The 20047-nt window shown below is 51.7% G+C and carries 22 protein-coding genes and 1 pseudogene; 19 read left to right on the top strand and 4 right to left on the bottom strand.

Annotated elements, in window-relative coordinates:
* The first annotated feature begins 90 nt into the window (after nucleotides 1-90).
* Nucleotides 91-846: a hypothetical protein gene (locus IPK01_12560; GenBank protein ID MBK7934292.1), complete on the top strand. Its 756-nt coding sequence runs from the start codon at nucleotides 91-93 to the stop codon at nucleotides 844-846.
* A gap of 435 nt (nucleotides 847-1281) precedes the next feature.
* Here IPK01_12560 and IPK01_12555 read toward each other — a convergent pair whose 3' ends face one another.
* Complete coding sequence (locus IPK01_12555; protein MBK7934291.1) at nucleotides 1282-1635, bottom strand: hypothetical protein; 354 nt, start codon at nucleotides 1633-1635, stop codon at nucleotides 1282-1284.
* A 552-nt stretch (nucleotides 1636-2187) separates the two neighbouring features.
* Between IPK01_12555 and IPK01_12550 the strand changes: the two genes are divergently transcribed.
* Nucleotides 2188-2826, top strand: a complete 639-nt coding sequence (locus tag IPK01_12550) for a hypothetical protein (protein ID MBK7934290.1) — start codon at nucleotides 2188-2190, stop codon at nucleotides 2824-2826.
* On the opposite strand, the gene mtnA is transcribed toward IPK01_12550, so the two are convergent.
* A complete protein-coding gene (gene mtnA / locus IPK01_12545; protein MBK7934289.1) occupies nucleotides 2823-3878 on the bottom strand; it encodes an S-methyl-5-thioribose-1-phosphate isomerase in 1056 nt (351 codons plus the stop codon). The two genes, IPK01_12550 and mtnA, sit on opposite strands and share 4 nt — an antisense overlap.
* Before the next feature lie 150 nt (nucleotides 3879-4028).
* Here mtnA and IPK01_12540 point away from each other — a divergent pair, with 150 nt between their 5' ends.
* Complete coding sequence (locus IPK01_12540) at nucleotides 4029-4712, top strand: DoxX family protein (protein MBK7934288.1); 684 nt, start codon at nucleotides 4029-4031, stop codon at nucleotides 4710-4712.
* Between the two features lie 65 nt (nucleotides 4713-4777).
* On the opposite strand, the gene IPK01_12535 is transcribed toward IPK01_12540, so the two are convergent.
* The gene (locus IPK01_12535) at nucleotides 4778-4966 is read right to left on the bottom strand and encodes a hypothetical protein (protein MBK7934287.1); all 189 of its coding nucleotides are present in this window, start codon (nucleotides 4964-4966) and stop codon (nucleotides 4778-4780) included.
* Between the two features lie 117 nt (nucleotides 4967-5083).
* On the opposite strand from IPK01_12535, the gene glgP (IPK01_12530) reads away from it, so the two are divergent.
* From glgP (IPK01_12530) to IPK01_12505, 6 genes are all read left to right on the top strand, one after another.
* Nucleotides 5084-6700, top strand: a complete 1617-nt coding sequence (gene glgP / locus IPK01_12530; protein ID MBK7934286.1) for an alpha-glucan family phosphorylase — start codon at nucleotides 5084-5086, stop codon at nucleotides 6698-6700.
* Between the two features lie 149 nt (nucleotides 6701-6849).
* Complete coding sequence (glgP, locus tag IPK01_12525) at nucleotides 6850-7278, top strand: alpha-glucan family phosphorylase (GenBank protein MBK7934285.1); 429 nt, start codon at nucleotides 6850-6852, stop codon at nucleotides 7276-7278.
* Between the two features lie 3 nt (nucleotides 7279-7281).
* Nucleotides 7282-8019: a hypothetical protein gene (locus IPK01_12520; protein ID MBK7934284.1), complete on the top strand. Its 738-nt coding sequence runs from the start codon at nucleotides 7282-7284 to the stop codon at nucleotides 8017-8019.
* Nucleotides 8019-8345, top strand: coding sequence for a bacillithiol system redox-active protein YtxJ (gene ytxJ / locus IPK01_12515; GenBank protein MBK7934283.1), 327 nt, complete (start codon nucleotides 8019-8021; stop codon nucleotides 8343-8345). The genes IPK01_12520 and ytxJ overlap by 1 nt, the downstream gene beginning before the upstream one ends.
* Nucleotides 8346-8347: 2 nt before the next feature.
* A complete protein-coding gene (locus IPK01_12510; GenBank protein ID MBK7934282.1) occupies nucleotides 8348-8650 on the top strand; it encodes a DUF971 domain-containing protein in 303 nt (100 codons plus the stop codon).
* A 4-nt stretch (nucleotides 8651-8654) separates the two neighbouring features.
* Nucleotides 8655-8924: a hypothetical protein gene (locus IPK01_12505; GenBank protein MBK7934281.1), complete on the top strand. Its 270-nt coding sequence runs from the start codon at nucleotides 8655-8657 to the stop codon at nucleotides 8922-8924.
* A 73-nt stretch (nucleotides 8925-8997) separates the two neighbouring features.
* Here the strand turns inward: IPK01_12505 and IPK01_12500 are convergent, their stop codons facing one another.
* On the bottom strand, nucleotides 8998-10287 hold the full coding sequence (locus IPK01_12500) for a TonB family protein (GenBank protein ID MBK7934280.1): 1290 nt from the start codon (nucleotides 10285-10287) through the stop codon (nucleotides 8998-9000).
* 284 nt (nucleotides 10288-10571) lie between these two features.
* Between IPK01_12500 and IPK01_12495 the strand changes: the two genes are divergently transcribed.
* From IPK01_12495 to IPK01_12450, 10 genes and pseudogenes are all read left to right on the top strand, one after another.
* Entirely contained in the window at nucleotides 10572-11861 is a 1290-nt protein-coding gene (locus IPK01_12495; protein MBK7934279.1) for an insulinase family protein, read from the top strand.
* Between the two features lie 4 nt (nucleotides 11862-11865).
* Complete coding sequence (gene ubiE / locus IPK01_12490) at nucleotides 11866-12594, top strand: bifunctional demethylmenaquinone methyltransferase/2-methoxy-6-polyprenyl-1,4-benzoquinol methylase UbiE (protein ID MBK7934278.1); 729 nt, start codon at nucleotides 11866-11868, stop codon at nucleotides 12592-12594.
* A gap of 27 nt (nucleotides 12595-12621) precedes the next feature.
* On the top strand, nucleotides 12622-13254 hold the full coding sequence (locus IPK01_12485) for a DUF1211 domain-containing protein (protein MBK7934277.1): 633 nt from the start codon (nucleotides 12622-12624) through the stop codon (nucleotides 13252-13254).
* Between the two features lie 17 nt (nucleotides 13255-13271).
* Nucleotides 13272-14231, top strand: a complete 960-nt coding sequence (locus tag IPK01_12480; protein MBK7934276.1) for an ABC transporter permease — start codon at nucleotides 13272-13274, stop codon at nucleotides 14229-14231.
* Nucleotides 14232-15047 (top strand): ABC transporter permease, encoded by an 816-nt coding sequence (locus tag IPK01_12475; GenBank protein ID MBK7934275.1) that lies wholly within the window; start codon nucleotides 14232-14234, stop codon nucleotides 15045-15047.
* A gap of 11 nt (nucleotides 15048-15058) precedes the next feature.
* Nucleotides 15059-15730: a 5-oxoprolinase subunit PxpB gene (pxpB, locus tag IPK01_12470; GenBank protein MBK7934274.1), complete on the top strand. Its 672-nt coding sequence runs from the start codon at nucleotides 15059-15061 to the stop codon at nucleotides 15728-15730.
* The gene (locus IPK01_12465) at nucleotides 15727-16698 is read left to right on the top strand and encodes a biotin-dependent carboxyltransferase family protein (GenBank protein MBK7934273.1); all 972 of its coding nucleotides are present in this window, start codon (nucleotides 15727-15729) and stop codon (nucleotides 16696-16698) included. The genes pxpB and IPK01_12465 overlap by 4 nt, the downstream gene beginning before the upstream one ends.
* Before the next feature lie 11 nt (nucleotides 16699-16709).
* On the top strand, nucleotides 16710-17456 hold the full coding sequence (locus tag IPK01_12460) for a LamB/YcsF family protein (GenBank protein MBK7934272.1): 747 nt from the start codon (nucleotides 16710-16712) through the stop codon (nucleotides 17454-17456).
* Nucleotides 17449-18638: pseudogene (locus IPK01_12455) on the top strand (divalent metal cation transporter). Before IPK01_12460 ends, IPK01_12455 begins: the two are co-directional and overlap by 8 nt.
* A gap of 69 nt (nucleotides 18639-18707) precedes the next feature.
* Nucleotides 18708-19904: a VWA domain-containing protein gene (locus tag IPK01_12450; protein MBK7934271.1), complete on the top strand. Its 1197-nt coding sequence runs from the start codon at nucleotides 18708-18710 to the stop codon at nucleotides 19902-19904.
* Nucleotides 19905-20047 lie beyond the last annotated feature (143 nt).

Raw genomic sequence — 20047 nt, 5'->3', positions numbered from 1 at the left:
CGACAAAGGCCAACCTCGATTCGAGCCAGAAGCTGATAGCTAGCCACTGACAGCTGGAATTCTACCGCAATGCTAACGTACTATCGACTTATGAAGCTCGCATTGGCCGTTATACTCTCGACCGCAGCACTTATTTCATCGTGCACACGGCCAAACACCGTAAACTCAAGGCTCAACGACGAGATGCCTTCGAAAATCCTTTGGGCCTGGGAACGCCCGGAAGATCTGCGTTTTCTCGATCCGAAAGACTACGGCGTCGCTTTTCTTGCACAGACCATTTTCCTCGATAACTCCGGCGTCACCCCAAAGCCGCGCCGCCAGCCGCTCGAAATTTCGCCCGGAACATACATGATCGCCGTCACGCGGATCGAGACAAACAAGGACGGCGCAAAACGCCCGTCGTTCGCCGACGAGATGAGAACCAAGGTCGTGTCGCTGATCAAGAACACGCTGGAACTGCCCGATGTCAAAGCGATCCAGATCGATTTCGACGCCGTCGTTTCCGAACGTGATTTCTACCGCTCGATGATGAAGGATCTCAGAAAAGAAACGCCTGAAGTCGTCAGTCTTACGATGACCTCGCTCGCCTCTTGGTGTACCGGCGACGCATGGTTCAACGACTTCCCCGTTGACGAGGCCGTCCCGATGGCTTTCCAAATGGGAGCCGACTCCGACAAGATCAAAAACTACCTCCGCAACGGCAACGACTGGAACGAACCACTCTGCCGCGGCAGCTACGGCATTTCGATCGACGATCCGCTAAGAGTCGAATTAAAACCGGATCGTCGCATCTATTATTTCAGCAATAACGTATGGAAAAGCTCGGATCTGATCCGCATTCAATGATTACGCCTGTGTCATAGAATGTCACACTTTGTCACAGCAATATTGCGGCAAACTATTGATAACACTCGTTTTATCACATTTTGTGCGTGCGGCAGGTGTCCCACTTGTCCCATTCCTGTCCCACCCAGTGCTAGGACAGACTAATTGTTGTATCTACGCGAGTTACAGGTATACTTTTGCCTTGTCCCGCAACTTGTAAAAAAATAAACTGTAAGCCTATTTTCAGGCCGAGAAAGAGAGATATAATCGTTCAAATTGTCAAATAACCACAATTACCAGGGTACCACATATTGCACGCATTGTGCAGTATTTTATACATGCAACATACCAAGAACCGACTCTCAATATCCTACTAAGCACGAGATGGAATCGGAATCCCGACAAATCGGGACGTTAGCAGGCGGCCAGTGCAGCTGACGATTGGAATCGCTCAGTTCATACCTGAAAACGAGCAATATATTCGGCTAGCTCAGTCTGGAGGTCTTTACTGCGGTTGTAACCACGTTCGGATATCAATTCAAGCAATTCGCGGGCTCGTTCAATGTCGTTCAAATCCGCAACTTCGAGTAATTGGTGTATTTCAAGCACGTCCTGCAGACAAATTTTCCAATCAGCCGATAGAACTTTCATTGCAAGGAGAGATGCGGTAGAAGCAAGTTTTACGAGGATGGTAGGAAATGGTTCGAGTTCGGTTGCATCTGCTATCACTTCACGTTCGATGCCGGAAGTAGCGAACAAAAGATCGACAAAAACTTCAACTTCGCCTCCGGTCGTCAACCGAACCGTCATCAGAGAACCGTCGTCCTCTTTTTCAAGAAAATACGCGATAAGGAATCCTGCATTCTTGAACGAATTGACGACAAGTTCAGCAGCGGAGCTACTTTAAACAGAAATAGCGAAGTCAATATCTTTGGTGAATCTCTCTAACGTACGGAGTGAAACGGCAATGCCGCCCACCATTGCAAACTCAACTTGGAGTCCGCGCAGATGCTCGACAACCGACTTTGCGTATTCTGCGAGATGATCGTTCAATGTAGCTAACTGAACCGTTTTGGGTCGCCAACGCGCCCGACACCGTCACCGAACTCGGCTCCGGGTCGAATACGATACCACTTGCTTAACTCTTCGTTGATCTGTTGAGGAGTAAGATCTGGATGCTTTTGACGCAATTTATGGAGAAAGGCCCTCTCACCAAGACGCCTTAGTTCCATTAGAAGTTGAAATCGAGCAACGCCGTCCTTCACACCTCAATTTTACCACATTTATTCTGTCGATTATTCTATTTCGAAAACGGAGTATGCTTAACCCCACTCGGCTAAGCTGCTAAACTACTACCGAATTATGAAGCAGGGTGAACTAAACAAGCTAATTGACCAAATAGCGAAACCCATGGCGAAATCGCGCGGATGGAAGTTCAGTCGCGGTTTCATCTTTCGAAAGACCGAGAGCCTATTTTTTTGTCTGACTATCATCGGTCACGCAAAATCCCAAAGCGTCCGCCACACGTGTTATTACAAATGGCTTGCTTTCGATGATTTGTTCTGGAAGATTGTGGGGTTACCAGAAAATGCCTTGCAACCATTGAGTTTCAGAGCAGCAGGGGCATGGACTGCCCCTATGACCAATTTCAAATCTGGACACAAGGTTTTGGAGGAGCTAACGAACGACCAAATATCGGCTCACCTCTCAGATATTTTTAATGGGTTCGAGCGTTCGGTCGATAAGATGACTCGTCAAATAACAACGCTCACTGAAAATCTCGATTTCCTAAAAAAAATCCAGAGACATCATCTCGAACAGTATCCCGGATCATTGCAAACTATTCATGTGCAGGAAATGCTTACCGCGATTCTAAAGGGCGATCGTCAAACCGCAATAACTATTGCGGAAGAACGGATAGCGAAAGGCGACTTAGGCGGCTTTATGTGGTCCGGGGGCAATTTCTTCACAGGTGCCAAGCAATGGGTCCTTGAGAACTAGTCATCAAATTGTTTCTTCAAACTCTCGGTATACGGTGCTCTTGCGACGCCTTTTTCGGTGATTATGGCGGTTACGAGATCGTTTGGGGTTACGTCGAAGGCGTAGTTGGTGATGCCGACGCCTTCGGGGGCTAGTTGGTGGCCTTTGACGTGGGTTACTTCGACGCGGTCGCGTTCTTCGATCGGGATCTGGTCGCCCGTGGGGCAATTGAGATCGACGGTCGAGAGCGGGGCGGCGACGTAGAACGGGATGCCGTGGCGTTTGGCGAGGACGGCGACCATGTAGGTGCCGATCTTGTTGGCAACATCCCCGTTCGCGGCGATTCGGTCCGAGCCGACGACGACGGCGTGGATGCTGCCTTTTTTCATGATGTGGCCGCTCATGTTGTCGGTGATGAGCGTGACGGGAATGTCGTCTTCCATCAGTTCCCAGGCGGTGAGACGTGCGCCTTGCAGATATGGGCGCGTTTCGTCGGCGATGACCGAGATATTTTTGCCTTGATCGACGGCTCCGCGAATAACGCCGAGAGCGGTTCCCCAGACGCCGCCGGTCGCGAGTGCTCCGGCGTTGCAGTGGGTCAGGACAGTGTCGTTATCGCCGAGCAGTTCACCGCCGAATTGAGCGATGAGACGTTGGGATTCGATGTCTTCTTCGTGGATCGCTTTTGAGTCGTCGATAAGGATCTGCTTGATCTCGCTGACGTTTTTGCCGTCGGCTTTCGCCTTCTGAAACGTGCGGTTCATCCGGTCGATCGCCCAGAAAAGGTTGACGGCCGTCGGGCGGGTTTTAGCGAGAACGTCGCTGATAAATTCGAGTTCGTCCTCGAGATCGGCGACCGTCGTGCCGACAAAATTCTTCGCCCCCAAAGCGATGCCATACGCCGCCGAAACGCCGATCGCCGGTGCTCCGCGTACGACCATGTCTTTGATACCGGCGGCGACCTCGTCATACGTCTTGAGCGTCAGCCAAACTGTCTCCGTCGGCAGCAAACGCTGATCGAGCATGAGGACGCCTTCGTCGGACCATTTTACGGGGATGATGTTGTATTTCATTATAATTTTACGATTCCGCGAAATTTCAGATTATACCGAAGTCAGTCGGTAATGTGAATTTTGGATATCTTCTCTCTGCGTTCTTTGCGGTCTCTGCGTGGATAAATAACGCAGAGACCGGAGAGAACACAGAGTTAGGAAAAGAACTTTTTGAGTAAAAATGTCGTTTTCCTTTCCATGAAACTCGAAAACATCCTCGACGATCTCCATGTTGCTCTCACCCGACGGTGGTGGACGCAGATCTTTACGGCGTTTACACGGGTGCTCCTCGCGGTGGCGTTCATTCCGCCGAGCTATAAAAAGATCGTGCATGAGCCGTTCACTTCGTTGCCGGATTCGAATCCTGTCGGCCATTATTTCAACGCCTTGCTGGCGACCGGTTTTTATTACGAATTCCTCGGCTGGGGACAGATGATCGCGGCGATCTTGCTGCTGATCCCGCGAACCTCGCATCTAGGTGCATTGCTATTTCTTCCGATCATTGCAAATATCGCGGTGCTGACGACGTCGGTCGGGTTTGTGGGAACTTGGATACTTACGATCTTTATGACGCTCGCTGCGACGTGGCTCGTCGCATGGGAATACGACCGCCTAAAACCGATCATCTTTTCGACTCGCGAAGACAAACCGCGAAAATTCCGTTTGCAGTTCGCGACAATTCCGGCCTTTTTCGCGGTCGGAGGCTCGGCTGCCGGTGTGTTGTTTTGGCTTATCAGGCTTGGTAATTTTCCGAATTATCTGACGATCGGGCTTGCTCTGACCGCGATCGGATTTGTATTCGGTATTGTCGTAGCGATGCATTACCGGTTTATGCCCGTGGGGCACTTAAAATGAGTTACAATTCTGGGTATGCGTTAGTTTTGAGTTTTGAAGGTTTATCTTTGCTCCTTTGCCTTACTTCATCCATCGCCTTTGAACATTTTTATAGTCGTAACGATGACCTTTCGATCCGCTACATTCTGTGGAAACATAGTTTGTATCCATACCGCAACGAGTTTATCGGAGGCGTTATTGCCGACCGCCACTTTCAGAATCAACTGGTCGGCAAAACCAAGGCTGAAATCCTTCAGATCTTTCCAAATGCTCACGACCGGGGGCCCCCTTTCCCGGGCCTTGAAAGGTTCAGGTCGCCCTAGTAATTATTTGATACTCGGCCTCGCATCGTCTATATTCGTTGAATACATTCGGAAATTTTCAACGCATTTATGACGGAGGCTTCGACCGATATCGCTACACAACAGGCAGTCAGCCGACAGACGGAAACGACTTTTCGCAGAGATTTTGAACTAGGCCGTGAGCTCCCAAAGCAGCTAAAACCGCTCGATGGTATAGCGGCCAACTTTTACTGGTCGTGGCAGCCGGAAGGAACCGCACTTTTTCGCGACCTCGATCCAACATTGTGGGACGTATGTGAACAGAATCCGCGGCTTTTTCTCAAAAAGGTGAGCGGTTTACGGTTATATCAGCGGGCGGCTGACACGCCGTATGTTGAACGAATTGAAGGATTCAACGCTAAATTCCAACACTACCTGGCCTCGTCATCACGCCGCACGAACAGCGAACAACGAACGACCAATATCGCTTATTTCTGCGCCGAATACGGCGTTCACAATTCCCTGCCTAATTATTCCGGCGGCCTTGGAATACTGGCCGGTGATCATCTCAAATCGGCAAGCGATATGGATCTGCCGTTGACGGCGATCGGCTTGCTTTATCGTTTTGGTTATTTTCGACAGGACATCCGGCACGACGGATGGCAAGAAGAATCGTACAACGACATTTTCGAAGGCGAATTGGCGGTAACGCCTGTTTTTGACGTCAATGGTGAGCGTGTGACCGTCTCGGTCCATATCCGCGGCCGCGAGGTAGTCGCACAGGCTTGGCTCGCGAGCGTCGGCCGCATTTCGCTCTATTTGCTTGATACAAACGTGCCGCAAAACAGCGAGGTAGATCGTCTGATCACGGGCCATCTTTACGGCGGCGACACGGAAACGCGGATCGTACAGGAAAAGGTTCTCGGCATCGGCGGCGTTCGTCTGCTCAGAAAACTTGGTATTTCGCTGACGGTTTTCCATCTAAACGAAGGCCACGCCGCGTTCTCAACGCTCGAACTCGCGAAAGAGTATCTGGAATCTAATCCTGACGCTTCGTTTGCCGGAGCCGTCGAACATGTACGCAAGCAATGTGTTTTCACGACCCACACCCCGGTCTCCGCCGGAAACGACAGCTTTCCGCCGTCTCAGATCGACGAATGTTTTAGCGACGAGTATATCGCCTCGCTAAAGCTAACGAACAACGAATTCCTCGCCCTCGGCCGCTCTAATTTGGCGGATGATACCGAATTTTTCGGCATGACGCCGCTTGCGATACGAATGTGCCGATCGGCGAATGGCGTTAGCGCGAAGCACGGCGAGGTTTCGCGTGGGCTTTGGCTCAAGATGTTTCCGGATCTAGCCGATCCGGGAGCGGTGCCGATCACTTCGGTGACCAACGGAGTACACGCACCGACATGGGTTGCTCCCGTTTTCCAAACGATCTACGAGCAGAATATCGGCGAGAATTGGCACGAGATCGTCCGCAACGACGAAACGTGGCAGACGGCGATCGAACTCATGGCTGATGAGCATATTTGGAACGCACATCGCACGCTCAAGAGCCTGCTCATTGCTTTCATCCGAGAAAGAACGCGTGCGAAAGAAACCGGATCGGTCAACACGATCAACGAGCGAAAATACCCAAGGCCTGTTCTCGCCAGACATATTGACCATTGGCTTTGCTCGCCGCGTGGCAGCTTACAAGCGCTGGGATCTTCTGTTTTCTGATCTGCCAAGATTGCTTAGACTGGTCGATGATGCAGAGCGGCCCGTCCAGTTCGTATTTGCGGGAAAAGCGCATCCGCAGGACCGAACTGCAAAAACGATCTTGCAAGAATTAATGAGCATCAATCACGATTCGAACTGGCAGCGGCGCTGTGTTTGTTGAAGATTATGACCAAGAGGTCGCTCGGTATCTCGTTCAGGGCGTCGATGTCTGGATGAACGTCCCGCGTCGCCCGATGGAGGCAAGCGGCACATCAGGCATGAAGGCGGCGATGAACGGAGCTCTGAATTTTTCGATCCTCGACGGCTGGTGGATCGAGGGCTACAACGGCGAAAACGGCTTTGCGATCGGCGATCTGAGTGACGACCTGACCGAAGATCAAATGGACATCGCAGACGCCGAATCACTTTACTCGACTCTCGAAAACGAGCTGATACCGGCATATTATTCACTTGATCAAAATGGTTTGCCATCACAATGGATCGCAAAAATGAAGAACTCGATCGCGACGCTCACCCCGCAATTTTCGAGTGATAGAATGGTCGCGGATTATCTCTCTAATATTTACGACATCGATTAGACCATGCAGAATCTCGAATTCAACGTCGGTGCGATCAAACCTATCGAGTGCGCAAAAGAGGCATGGGAACTGGTTAAGACCGATTATTGGATGTTGTTCGCCATCTCCCTTCTCGGCGGGTTGATCGGCGGGGCGTCGATGTATGTCCTGCTCGGTCCTATGGTGTGCGGGATCTTTTACACCTACTTGAAAAAGATAGACGTCGGCGGAAAAGTAAGCATCGACGACCTCTGGGTCGGCATGAAATATTTTATGCCGAGCCTGCTGGTAACGATCGTCTTTGTAGTGCCGATGGTCGTATGGATCGTCGTCCTTTTCGTCACGATCTATTTGCCGCTGATCGCAACCGCAATGATGGGCAATAATCCCGATCCGAGCGTCATTCTTGGTACGTTTGCGGTTGGTATCGTAATAGACATTATCGTTGCTGTCATTATGACGATCGTACATTCGCTCATCATATTTGCATTCCCGCTGATCGTTGACCGCAATTTATCAAGCTGGGATGCGATGAAGCTCAGTGCCCGGGCGGCGATGAAGAATATGGGCGGCATCGCCGGTCTGATCGGCGTTAATTTCTGTCTCGTACTGATCGGCTATCTCGCATTGTGCATCGGGCTTTACCTGATGATCCCGATCATCACGGCGACGAGCGTCATTGCATATCGCAAGGTGTTTCCGGCGTTGAACGCCCCAAATTTCGATCTGCCGCCGGCTGTAACGTATCAAGGACTCTCATAATGACTGCAACTTTTGTTAAGATCCAATCGCTCGAACAACTCGATGCGTTGTTCGAAAGCTCGTTCACCGGACCCGTGGCTCTGCTCAAACACAGCAATAGCTGCGGTATCAGTTCGCATGTACTGGAGATGGCCGCCGAGGCCGAGGGCACTATACACGTCGTAGTGATACAGGAAAATCGCGACATCTCAGATGAGATCGCGACGCGTACCGGCTACCGGCACCAATCGCCGCAGGCGTTCGTGATCAAGGACGGCAAGACCATCTACCACGCTACTCATTACGGCATTGACCCCGTCAAGATCGAGGAAAGCCTCAATTCATAGTTATGATCCAACCTGTACAAATAGTCGAAGAATCAAACCGCGAGCTATCTATCAAATGGTCTGACGATACCGAAACGGGTTACAACGCCGCCCAACTTCGCCGTGCCTGCCCGTGTGCCGGTTGTGTGAACGAATGGACCGGCCAAAAGATGCTCGACGACAAAAATGTACCCGACGACCTAACATTCGGCTCGTTTTCGATCGTTGGTCGCTACGCACTGAATTTTCATTTTTCGGACGGCCACGACACCGGGATCTTTAGTTTTGCATTCTTGCACAAGTTGTCGCCGCAGGCGCTACAATAGACATATGCAAGAACGAGATATATTCGACGAGCGGCAGGAAACAAAAACGGCGAGCTTTTCGTGTCCGAATTGCCGTGAGCGGCACGATTACGATATTCGTTGGCTAAAACGTACCAAAAAGAAGAACGTAAACCCGCGAAATGAACAGGACCGTGCCCAGTATCAGAAATCACGTGATTATATGGTCCGCGTTGACGATATGCTGATGTGTAAGAATATTCGCTGCCGAAAGCGTTTTGAAATACCGTCGTCGCAGTCTGTCGTATTTATCTGATAGCCTGCCTAACAAATAAAAAAGGTGAACCGGATTTATTCGGTTCACCTTTTTTCGTTGCGTAAATCGCAAATTAGTAAATTGTAAATCCGTACTGGAAAGTCTTTGAAACAGTTTGCGGAACGCCATTGACCTTTGCAGGTTCAAATTGAATGCGTCGAGCGGCGGCGATCGCCTGTTCAGTCAAACCGTATCCAAGGCCGCTGACCGGTGTGATCGAACCGATCGAACCGTTCGCATTGAATGTGATCCTCAATGTAACGTTGCCCTGAACCTGATTTTGACGTGCAGCGTCAGTGTATGTCGCTTTTGGCTTCGAAATGATCCTGAGAGCCTGCGTTACGCCAACTGCAACCGGCGGAGGACGCCTGGTTCCACCTGTACCGTCGCCGTCTCCGTCGCCGATTCCATTACCGTTCCCACCGCCGAGCCCGCTTCCGTTGCCCGATCCCGCTCCCGTGCCATTACCAGAGCCAACGCCCGTTCCGCGGCCGGTTCCGATGCCGCCGCCTGTTCCGGGACCGTCAGAAATCGTGTTGTATTTTGATGTATCGATCCCATAACGCTGATTCGGGTCCATCGTCGTCTCGTCGACAGGCCCCTGGATAGCACGCTGAATGCGGATATCCGGATCTGTCAATCTTTCAGCATGGGCAGTCGGAATAAACTGTGGCTGCCGCAGCATCGGGGGGCGAACGCCCTGAGATGCCGGAGTTTCTTCATCTTTACCGCCGCCTCCGCCGCCTCCGCCGTCCTTGTCGTTTTTCTTCTTCTCTTCTTCTTCGATGGTCATCGAATCCGGGTCATCCAAAAGAACCGCGTTAAATACGCCTTCATCGATCGATCCGATGCCCAGATCCTTGCTGAAGATGTTATACACGAGACCGGACATCAACATGAATACCATGACCACGAGGGTGCCTGCGAGCAGCGACATCCGTTTTCCCGCACCCGTGTCTTCGACCACAGTGACATGAAAACCGTCATACCCTGAAAATGTGTCGACCGGAGCAGACGATGCAACAGGCTTTCGGTCGATGTCGACCGGTGTCGTCTGTACAAAGACCGGTGCTGCCGCCGTAATAGCCGGCTGAGTCTCGACTGTCGGCTCATCGATCTCCTCGATGACCTCCGGAGCAGCTTCAACGACCGGTTCCGGCATTGAGAATACTTGAGCAGTGACAGGCTCAGGAGCCGCTTCTTCTATAAACTCAGGTGCCGGCGGGGCCTTTTCGACCACGGGCTCGACAGCCACCGGATTCATTTCAAATGGCTGCAGCGAAGCTCCGCAAGTCGGACAAAACCCGAACTTTTCTGCAAAACTCTCATCACATGAACTGCAATACTTGACGATCTTTCCCATGTTTTCGGCCTCTCACCTTTTTATTACCAAATCACTAGGCAATATGCTGCACTCTCAATTATACCGCGTTTGTCACGGAAGTTAAGCCTTTTAGGCCACTTTTTTGCAAGTTTCCAAATTTTGGAATACTCAGTTTTGATAGATGCTTCATTCGTTTGACGCGATGCCTGCACAGTTCTAAAATTTCATTTTGGCCGGTTAGGCATTTTTTCGCGTGTGACAACATTACGTGACTGTATTGCAACTAAATGACAAGTTCGACCGCGATTCCATTTAACTTTACGATGAAAAAAGTCAGACAGTTCACACGTTTCTCGAATTTGGCGGCATTCGCCATTGTTATCTTGACGTCAGGCAGCGGAATTTTTGCACAAACGGCAAGTCAACCGCCGAGGCAGGAAAGGCTGCTTAATGGCCTGAAGTTGCTAATGTGGAGCGATCCGTCTGCAAGTACGGTGACTGTCAGGATCCGCATTCACAGTGGTGCCGCTTTCGATCCGCAGGGCAAAGAAGGGGTGATGCGGCTGCTCGCGGATAACATTTTCCCGACCGAAGCTGCCCGTGAGTTCTTTAGCGAAGACCTCGGCGGCAGCCTCGCGGTGAACACCAATTACGATTACATCCAGATCGACGCGACAGGTAGATCCGATGAATTTCTGACCATACTCGATACTCTTGCGGCCGCCCTCACAAACCCGACTATCGACAAGCCGACTACCGCAAGGCTAAAGGAGACTTTGCTCGCCGAGGTGAAACAACTCGAATCCGATCCCGCATACGTCGGTGATCAGGCTGTCGCAAAAAGACTGTTCGGCACATTTCCTTACGGCCGGCCGCAGTTCGGCAGCAGCGAATCGATCGCAAAGATCGATTTTGCCGACCTAATCGATGCGAAGCTTCGTTTTTTAACTGCCGACAATGCAACTGTTTCGATCTACGGAAACTTTGATAAAGTCGTCGGCTATCGTGCAGCCCGTCGCTATTTTGGCCCTTGGCTGAAATCGGACCGGCGAGTTCCGTCGACCTTTCGCCAGCCCGATCCGCCGCCTACAGCACTCTTAACGGTACCATCGCCGATCACGGATACGTCGGCGATCAGATTCGCGATGCGCGGAGTCGCTCGGAGCGACAAAGATTTTGCAGCATCAGAAGTATATGCCTTGATCCTGCAAGAACGTCTACGCTCGCGTGTTCCAACTGCATTTTCCTCGCGGGTCTTTGTTCGAGCATTCGAACACGTCTTGCCTGGCATGTTCGTCATTGGATTTTCCGCAGGAAAGGACGATCTAAGTGCCGGCAATGGCAAGTTCGAGGCAAACGAACTTGTTTTGAAGGCACTTAACGATCCGATCACTGAAGCTGAGTTTTCTACGGCCCGCACGATCTTTGCGGCGGAATGGTCCAAACGGCAGACTCCTGATATCTGGCTCGATATTGATACATTCAAGTCGGGCGAACCAGCGGCAGAGCAGCGGCTTGTCGACGGTGTCACGTTGATCTCGGTCCGTGCTTTTGCCGATAAGATAAAGTCAGCACCGGCCGCTTCGGTTCTTGTGAACACTCCTGCAAACTGATCAAGTGCAAAATCAACTGACCGAAAAAGAGGCGGCACACGCCAAGGCCGTCCGGGAGATGTTCGCGGGCATCGCCGGGCGTTACGATCTGCTCAATCACGTTCTTTCGCTAAATATCGACAAACGCTGGAGGCGTATCGTCTCAAATGAATTGCGGGACATCCTTGACCGTGAGGACGCTGTCGTTCTCGATGTCGCCTGCGGAACCGGCGACCTTTCGCTCGAACTGAACAAAAACTCAAAAGCACAGATCATCGGTACCGATTTTTGCCGGCCGATGCTGGCGTTTGCCAAGACGAAATCTGAGAGCGAATCTCACAGGATCCCCTACATCGAAGGGGATGCGATGGCATTGCCATTCGACGACAACAGTTTCGACGCAGTTACGATCGCATTCGGCTTACGAAATCTGGCAAATTTCACCGACGGTCTCGCCGAACTATTTAGAATTCTAAGACCGGGCGGACGATTAGCGATCCTCGAATTTTCGGCGCCGATCATTCCGGGCTTCGGCCAGCTATTCAATTTCTATTTTTCGCATATATTGCCGCGGATCGGCGGCGCGGTTAGCGGGTCGCGTGGAGCATACGAATATCTTCCTGATTCGGTGTCAAAATTCCCCGATCAAAAAAATCTCGTTGCGTTGATGGAGAAAACCGGTTTCGCGGCAGTTAAATACCGCAACCTCACCGGCGGCATCGCCGCTTTGCATTCGGGCACAAAAGCAAGCTAAAATTCTCGTTCATTTTCCGATTCTGAAATGAACAATTCGAACGAAAACAAAGCGCTCACGTTCGAGCGGATCCTCTTCTTTAGCGATGCCGTGATCGCTATTGTGATTACGATCCTGGTGCTTGAACTCAAGGCTCCGCATTTCAAACACGAGAGTTTCACCGAAGGTGTAATACGGCAAGCACTCCTCGAATTGCTCCCGAAATTTCTCGGCTTTGTTTTCAGCTTTTTGATCGTTGGCATGATGTGGATCGAGCATCACCGACTATTCAGGTTTATAACCAACTGGGATTTCGGCTTGATATGGCGAAATTTGGTTTTTTTGTTGTTTGTTGCATTCATTCCGTTTCCAACTGCTCTGTTTAGTGAGAATTCATTCAGCCAGACCGCGTTTGCGCTATATGCCGGGAGCTTCGGTTTGGCCGCGATCGCAAAGATCTGGATCTGGCAGTACGCGGTTTCCAGGCGGAACGATCTCATCGGCGACGATGTTGACGACGAAACCATCGCAGGTATAAGCCGTCGATCATGGGCAGTGCCTATAGTTTGTGTGATCGCGATCGGATTATCATTCATTGCGGTTCCATTCGGCGGCTTTGCGTTCCCGCTGATCCCGCTCGTAGCAAATCTGCTCTACCGCAAAAAGAAGGTCGCATCTTGAAATACCACCTCTTAAACATGGCCCGCCAACTGGCATTGATGCTTCTCGTCATATGGACGGTGGTGTCGCTTGTAACCCTGCTCATTGAGTTCGTACCCGGCGATCCGGCAACGGTGATCTTGGGCGAAACTGCGACGCCTGAACAGATCGAGAATTTCAATCTCAAGCATGGCCTCGACCGCCCTGCATTCTTCTTTTCGTACAACGGTGAGGATGGATTTAAGTGGAATGGTTCGGAAAACCGGTATCTCGACTATTGGCGCGGCCTTGTCGTCGGCGACCTCGGCAAATCATTCAGAACCGATCGGCCGGTCCGCGACCTGATCTTCGAACGATATCCGGCCACGATCAAGCTGGCGATAGCAGCTTTGTTCGTGGCCATAGGTATTGCATTGCCGTTAGGCGTTTTTGCCGGATCCCGGAAGAATTCACTGATCGACAACGGAGCCTCTTTTTTTGCATTGCTTGGTATTTCGCTGCCGACATTTGTTATCGGACCGTTTCTTGTTTACATTTTTGCGGTTCAACTCGGCTGGTTCGCACCAACTGGAAGTGCAAATCCCGAAGATATTGTGCTGCCCGCAGTAACGCTCGGGGCTGCTCTTTCAGCGATACTGACCCGAATGGTCCGTTCGAGTGTGATCGAGGAGCTTGGCGAAGACTACGTCCGAACGGCTCGTGCGAAAGGCCTCAGCGAACGAATCGTGATCTACAAACACGTTCTCAAGAACGGCCTCATTCCCGTGGTCACTATTCTCGGTTTACAGCTCGGCGTTCTGCTTGCTGGTTCGATAATTACCGAAAAGATCTTTAGCTGGCAAGGCCTCGGATTGCTGTTACTTGAAGACGGTATTGGAAAACGCGATTACCGCCTCGTGCAAGGCTGCGTTCTCGTTATCAGCGTGACTTTCATCATCGCAAATTCCCTTACGGATTTTGTCTACCGGCGACTTGATCCAAGAATTAGGCTCTCCTAAATGAATCGACTATTTTACATTGGCGCGAGTATTGCATTGGTGGTCATTTTGGCCGCGATCTTTGCACCGCTGATCGCCACGCACGATGTGATCTCGATCGATACGAGCATCCGATATCTTGCTCCGGACTCCGATCATTGGCTTGGAACAGATGCTTTGGGCCGCGACGTATTTTCGCGAGTCGTTTTTGGTGCTCGAATTTCACTGCAGGTAGGCATATCGGTTGTTGTGATCTCGTCGATCTTTGGCACGGTCATCGGAGCAATTGCCGGATTTTACGGCGGTTGGGTTGATAAGTTTCTATCCGGATATCTCTTTAATGTCTTTCTCGCTTTTCCCGGCTTGCTGCTAGCAATTGCTCTCGTCGCGTTCCTTGGTGCCGGCCTCGGAAAGATGATACTCGCTCTTTGCATAATTGGCTGGGTCGGTTATGCCCGCGTCATGCGCGGACAAGTGCTGAAGGTGCGTGAATACGACTATGTCCAGGCCGCACGGGCTCTCGGAGCATCGAATATGCGAATTTTGTTCACGCATATCCTTCCCAATGCTATCCAGCCGCTTATTGTTCAGGCATCGCTCGGTATGGCCGGAGCCGTGCTATCCGAGGCATCGCTCTCGTTCCTCGGCCTCGGAATTCCGCCGCCGGCACCGAGTTGGGGCACGATGATCGACGAGGCTCGAAGCTTCGATATTTTGACCAGTGCCCCGCACGTCATGCTCTTTCCTAGCCTTGCCATCGCACTAACCGTACTTGCGTTCAATTTTATCGGCGACGGTCTTCGCGAATATCTCGATCCAAAACAGCGAACAAGATGAACATGGAAGAGATCAGGATCTTTTCCCTCGGCGAAACGGCGTTGACCGTCGAATTTGGCACGGCCATCTCAGAACACCTCAATCAAAAGGCGATCGCACTCGCCGAACACTTTCGGCTCAATCCGTTTCGCGGCCTTATTGAATCGGTGCCGGCATACGCGTCAGCGACCTTGTTTTACGATCCGATATTAGTGCGAAGTGAATTCGGCGAATTCACTTCGTCATTTGACGCGGTCAGTTCGCTGGTTGCTAATGCATTGGAAATACTCGACCCGAACAACGGCGGTAATTCCCGCATGGTCGAGATTCCGGTTCGTTTCGACACTGACGGCGAATTTGACCTCGCATTTGTAGCTATGTCGAACGGTCTTTCGATGGTCGAGGCCATCGGTATATTCACTTCAGTGATATATCGCGTTTATATGCTCGGCTTCCTTCCGGGCTTTTCGTATATGGGCACAGTCGATGACAGGATCGCGATGCTTCGGAAGAAGACTCCAAGAACACATGTTCCGGCCGGAAGCGTCGGCATCGCGGGCCGCCAGACCGGGATCTATTCGCTTGCATCACCAGGCGGTTGGCAGATCATCGGTCAGACTGCTGTCGCGATGTTCTCGCCAAACGCCGATTCACCATGCTATTTGCGGCCTGGTGACAATGTGAAATTCATTGCGATCAAATGAGCATTCTGATCCGAAAACCCGGCATCTTATCGACCGTTCAGGACCTCGGCCGTATTTGTTATCGGAGCCTCGGAATAAACCCGAACGGTGTGATGGACCGCTCTGCTGCTCGCCTGATCAATATTCTGCTCAACAACGGCGAAAACGCTGCCGTCATCGAGATGCATTTCCCTGCGGCTGAAATACTTTTCGAACGCGAGTGTCTTTTTGCCCTCGGCGGTGCAGACTTCGCATCGCATTTAGACGGTCACAGAGTTGGCAATTGGCGTATCCACCGAGCCGGTGAAGGCAGCATCCTGACCTTTCAAAACAAAGTGCAGGGAGAACGAACTTACCTCGCGATCGAGGCCGGATTTCACGTACAAGATTGGCTAGGTAGTGCAAGTACGAATCTTTCGGCAACCGTCGGCGGATGTTGCGGCCGAAAACTAGCAAGGAATGATCGCATCGAACTTTTCTCGGTTTGCGAGAGCCGCGGCCGTCTATTTAATCAACAATTGTCGACATCACTCATTCCTCGATACAGCCGCTTACCGACCGTTCGAGTCGTAAAAGGCGGTGAATATGAGATGCTCAAATCAAAAAGCCGAAGCCTATTGGAAAGTTCTGTTTTTCAAATTTCAAATAATTCGAACCGAATGGGCTATCGACTGATCGGCGAGCCAATGGTGTTAACGGCGCCGACAGAGATCCTCTCGTCGGCTGTCAATTTTGGCACGATCCAGCTTTTTCCTGACGGCCAATTGATCGTGCTCATGGCTGATCATCAGACTACCGGCGGCTATCCGCGGATAGCAAATGTCATCGAGTACGATCTACCCTTGCTCGCCCAGATCGGAGCAAGTGATAAAGTCGCGTTTCACCTGATCGACATCGCCGACGCCGAACGGATCGCGGCGGCGTTTCAACATGATCTCGAGCTTCTCAAAACCGGCGTACGCCTTTGCTCAAATCACTATTTAGGTTAATAATGCGGACAATGTCTTCCATAGATCTAAATTGCGATATGGGCGAAGGCTGTCCCCACGACACTGAGCTAATGCATCTCGTGTCGTCCGTTAGCATCGCCGGCGGCTATCATGCCGGAGACGAAGAGACTATGCGGGCAACGGTCAGAAATGCGGTCAAAAAAGGCGTTGCGATCGGCGCCCATCCGAGCTACCTTGACCGCGATAACTTCGGACGCACCTCGACCGCACTTTCCTTCAGCGAGATAATCGAGATCGTGACTGACCAGATCCGCAAGCTCGACCGGATATGCGGCGAAGAAGGCTCCAAGCTCGGTCACATTAAACCGCACGGTGCATTATACAATCAGTCGGCGAAAAACAGTGAGATTGCCGCTGCGATCGCTCAAGCAGTCAGAACTTACCGGTCCGATCTTATTCTCATTGGCCTCTCCGGCAGTTTGTCTATTTCCGAAGCCGAAAAGGTCGGCTTGCAAACCGCATCTGAGGCCTTTGCTGACAGAACCTATAGGTCGGACGGCACGTTAACGCCCCGCTCCGAGCCGAATGCTCTGATAACCGATCCGGAAGCCGGAGCCGAACAGGCCATGTCGATCATCGTTGACGGCAGTGTCGTCGCGACCGGGGGCAAGATCATCGAGATCGCCACAGACACGCTCTGCATCCACGGCGACGGCGAATATGCACTCGAATTTGCCAATGCGATCAACCGAAAACTGACTGAAAACGGAATCAAGATCGAGGCTATCAATGGATGAACCGAAAAAGCAACGCTCGTTGACCTCGGTCATTTTCGGAGCCGCATTTCTGATGGCCACTTCGGCGGTCGGCCCGGGTTTTTGACGCAGACGACGGTCTTTACAAAGCAGTTGCTCGCGAGCTTCGGCTTTGTCATTTTGTTATCGGTGATACTGGATATCTTTGCTCAATTAAATATCTGGCGAGTTCTGACCGTCAGCGGCAAACGCGGACAGGACGTCGCGAATGAAACGGTGCCGTACAGCGGATATTTGCTGGCGATGCTTGTCGCATTCGGCGGGCTTGTGTTCAATATCGGCAACATTGCCGGCAGCGGTCTCGGACTCAACGCTTTATTCGATCTGCCGGTCGAGTATGGAGCGGCAATAAGCGGCATCATCGCGATCGCCATCTTTGTCGTGAAAGAGGCCGGGAAAGCAATGGACCTCTTTGTCAAAATACTCGGCGGCGTGATGATTGCGATGATCTTGTATGTCGTTTTCGAGTCGCGCCCGCCGCTTGGTGAGGCAGCATTTCGAACAATTTGGCCTGAGCAAATAGATGCCCGGGCCATCGTCACTCTCGTTGGAGGAACCGTTGGCGGTTACATCACGTTCGCCGGAGCTCACCGCTTGATCGACGCCGGAATTACCGGCATTGGCTCACTAAAAGAGGTCAATCGCGGAGCGACTACGGGAATCATACTAACAGCTGTGATTCGATCTCTACTGTTTTTGGCGGCTCTCGGGGTCATTACGATGGGCCTTGCGATCGACGATTCAAATCCGCCGGCATCGGTCTTTCAAAATGCTGCCGGAACGACAGGACTCCGGATCTTCGGGATCGTAATGTGGGCCGCCGCGATCACGTCGGTCGTCGGAGCGGCCTTTACTTCTGTTTCGTTTCTCAAGACTTTCCACCCAAAGATCGAATCGAGAAGCAGCTACGCAATCATCGGATTTATATTGGTTTCGATGCTGATCTTCTTGCTCGTCGGGAGGCCCGTGAAAATACTCATTTGGGCCGGCACGATAAACGGATTTATCCTGCCCGTCGGCCTTTCGCTCGTGTTGCTCGCCTCGCGCAAGGCCGCGATCGTCGGCGAGTATAAGCACCCGGTTTGGCTACAGGCCTCCGGTTGGTTCGTCGTCGCTGTCATGCTTGGCTTCAGCATTGTGGCCGTGTTCGACATCTTTCGATAACTAATTCAACCTTTCAAGCAACATTTTGCATCAAAACGTATTATCATTTCCTCGGAGTCTTAAAAAGCCATGCTCGAACGATCGTCGTTAATATTGTTTTTGATGCTGTTTGCAGCCGCTTCCGCTTCTGCTCAATCCGGCCGCCGCGTTGCACCGACGCCAAAACCGACGCCGGTCGCCCAGACCCGTGACGACGCTCCGAATTATTCGGAATCGAAACCAAATCCTCCGCGGCGCTCAACTTATGCCGATCGATTTCCGGGGATAGGTAACGGTACGGGAAAACCGGTGTTCACGCCTGCAAGCGAGGTGCCCGTAACGGTCGAGGGCGATGATGTTGTTACCGTCGATACTGATCTGATAACTATTCCGGTTTCAGTCTTTGACCGGAACGGGCTATATATTCCGGGCCTTTCGAAGGATGACTTCAGGATATTCGAAGACGGGAAGGAACAGGAGATCGCGTATTTCGGCACTTCGGATAAGCCATTCACCGTCATTTTGCTGATAGACACAAGCCCGTCGACCGAATACAAGATCGGCGAGATCCATCAAGCGGCGGCCGCATTTGTTGACCAGCTAAAACCGCAAGACAACGTAATGGTCATCGAATTTGCCGGCAATATCAATGTGCTGACCGATGCGACAAACGACCGAGCCCGCATATTCAAAGCAATTAGAAAAGCAGACTGGGGCAACGGAACATCCCTATATGATGCGGTGGATCATTCGCTTCGAAAGCGTCTAAGCAAGATCGAGGGCCGAAAGGCGATCGTTCTTTTCACTGATGGCGTCGATACCACTTCACGAAAGGCAGATTACGACAGTACGCTCGATATGGCTGAGGAATCGGAGGCTCTGATCTTTCCGATCTATTACAACACGTATTTTCAGCAGCCGCGGAATACAGGAGGCGGGATTGGCTGGCCCGGCGGTATGGGCGGCACTATTCGCAACCCTGTCGGCCAGTCCGCCGCCGAATATGCCCTTGGCAAAAAATATCTCGATGAACTCGCGATGTACACCGGCGGTCGTGTTTTCCGTCCGGAGTCGACGCCCGGCGGCCTAACGCGAGCGTTCGAGGGTATGGCCGAGGAACTTCGCCGTCAATACAATATCGGATACATCCCCAGAGACGAAGGGAAACCGGGCCAGCGAAAGCAGATCCGCGTTCGCGTCGACCGGCCAAATCTTGTTCTTCGTGCCCGGGATAGTTACATCGTCGGAGCTTCGGCAGCCAAGCCGAAAGCGGAGCCGTCCAAATAGCATTCGAGGCTCGGAAATAACGTCGAATCGTGTATTATCGATAAGTGATATGTCGACGAAAGATGATGTCACGATCCTACTAAATCAAATGCGCGATGGCAGTAAAACTGCCCCCGACGAATTGCTGCCGCTCGTTTACGATG

This window comes from Acidobacteriota bacterium, from assembly GCA_016713675.1.
GTDB lineage: Bacteria > Acidobacteriota > Blastocatellia > Pyrinomonadales > Pyrinomonadaceae > OLB17.
Note: the sequence above shows the minus strand (reverse complement) of the source record. Positions and strands in the feature narration are given on the sequence as shown.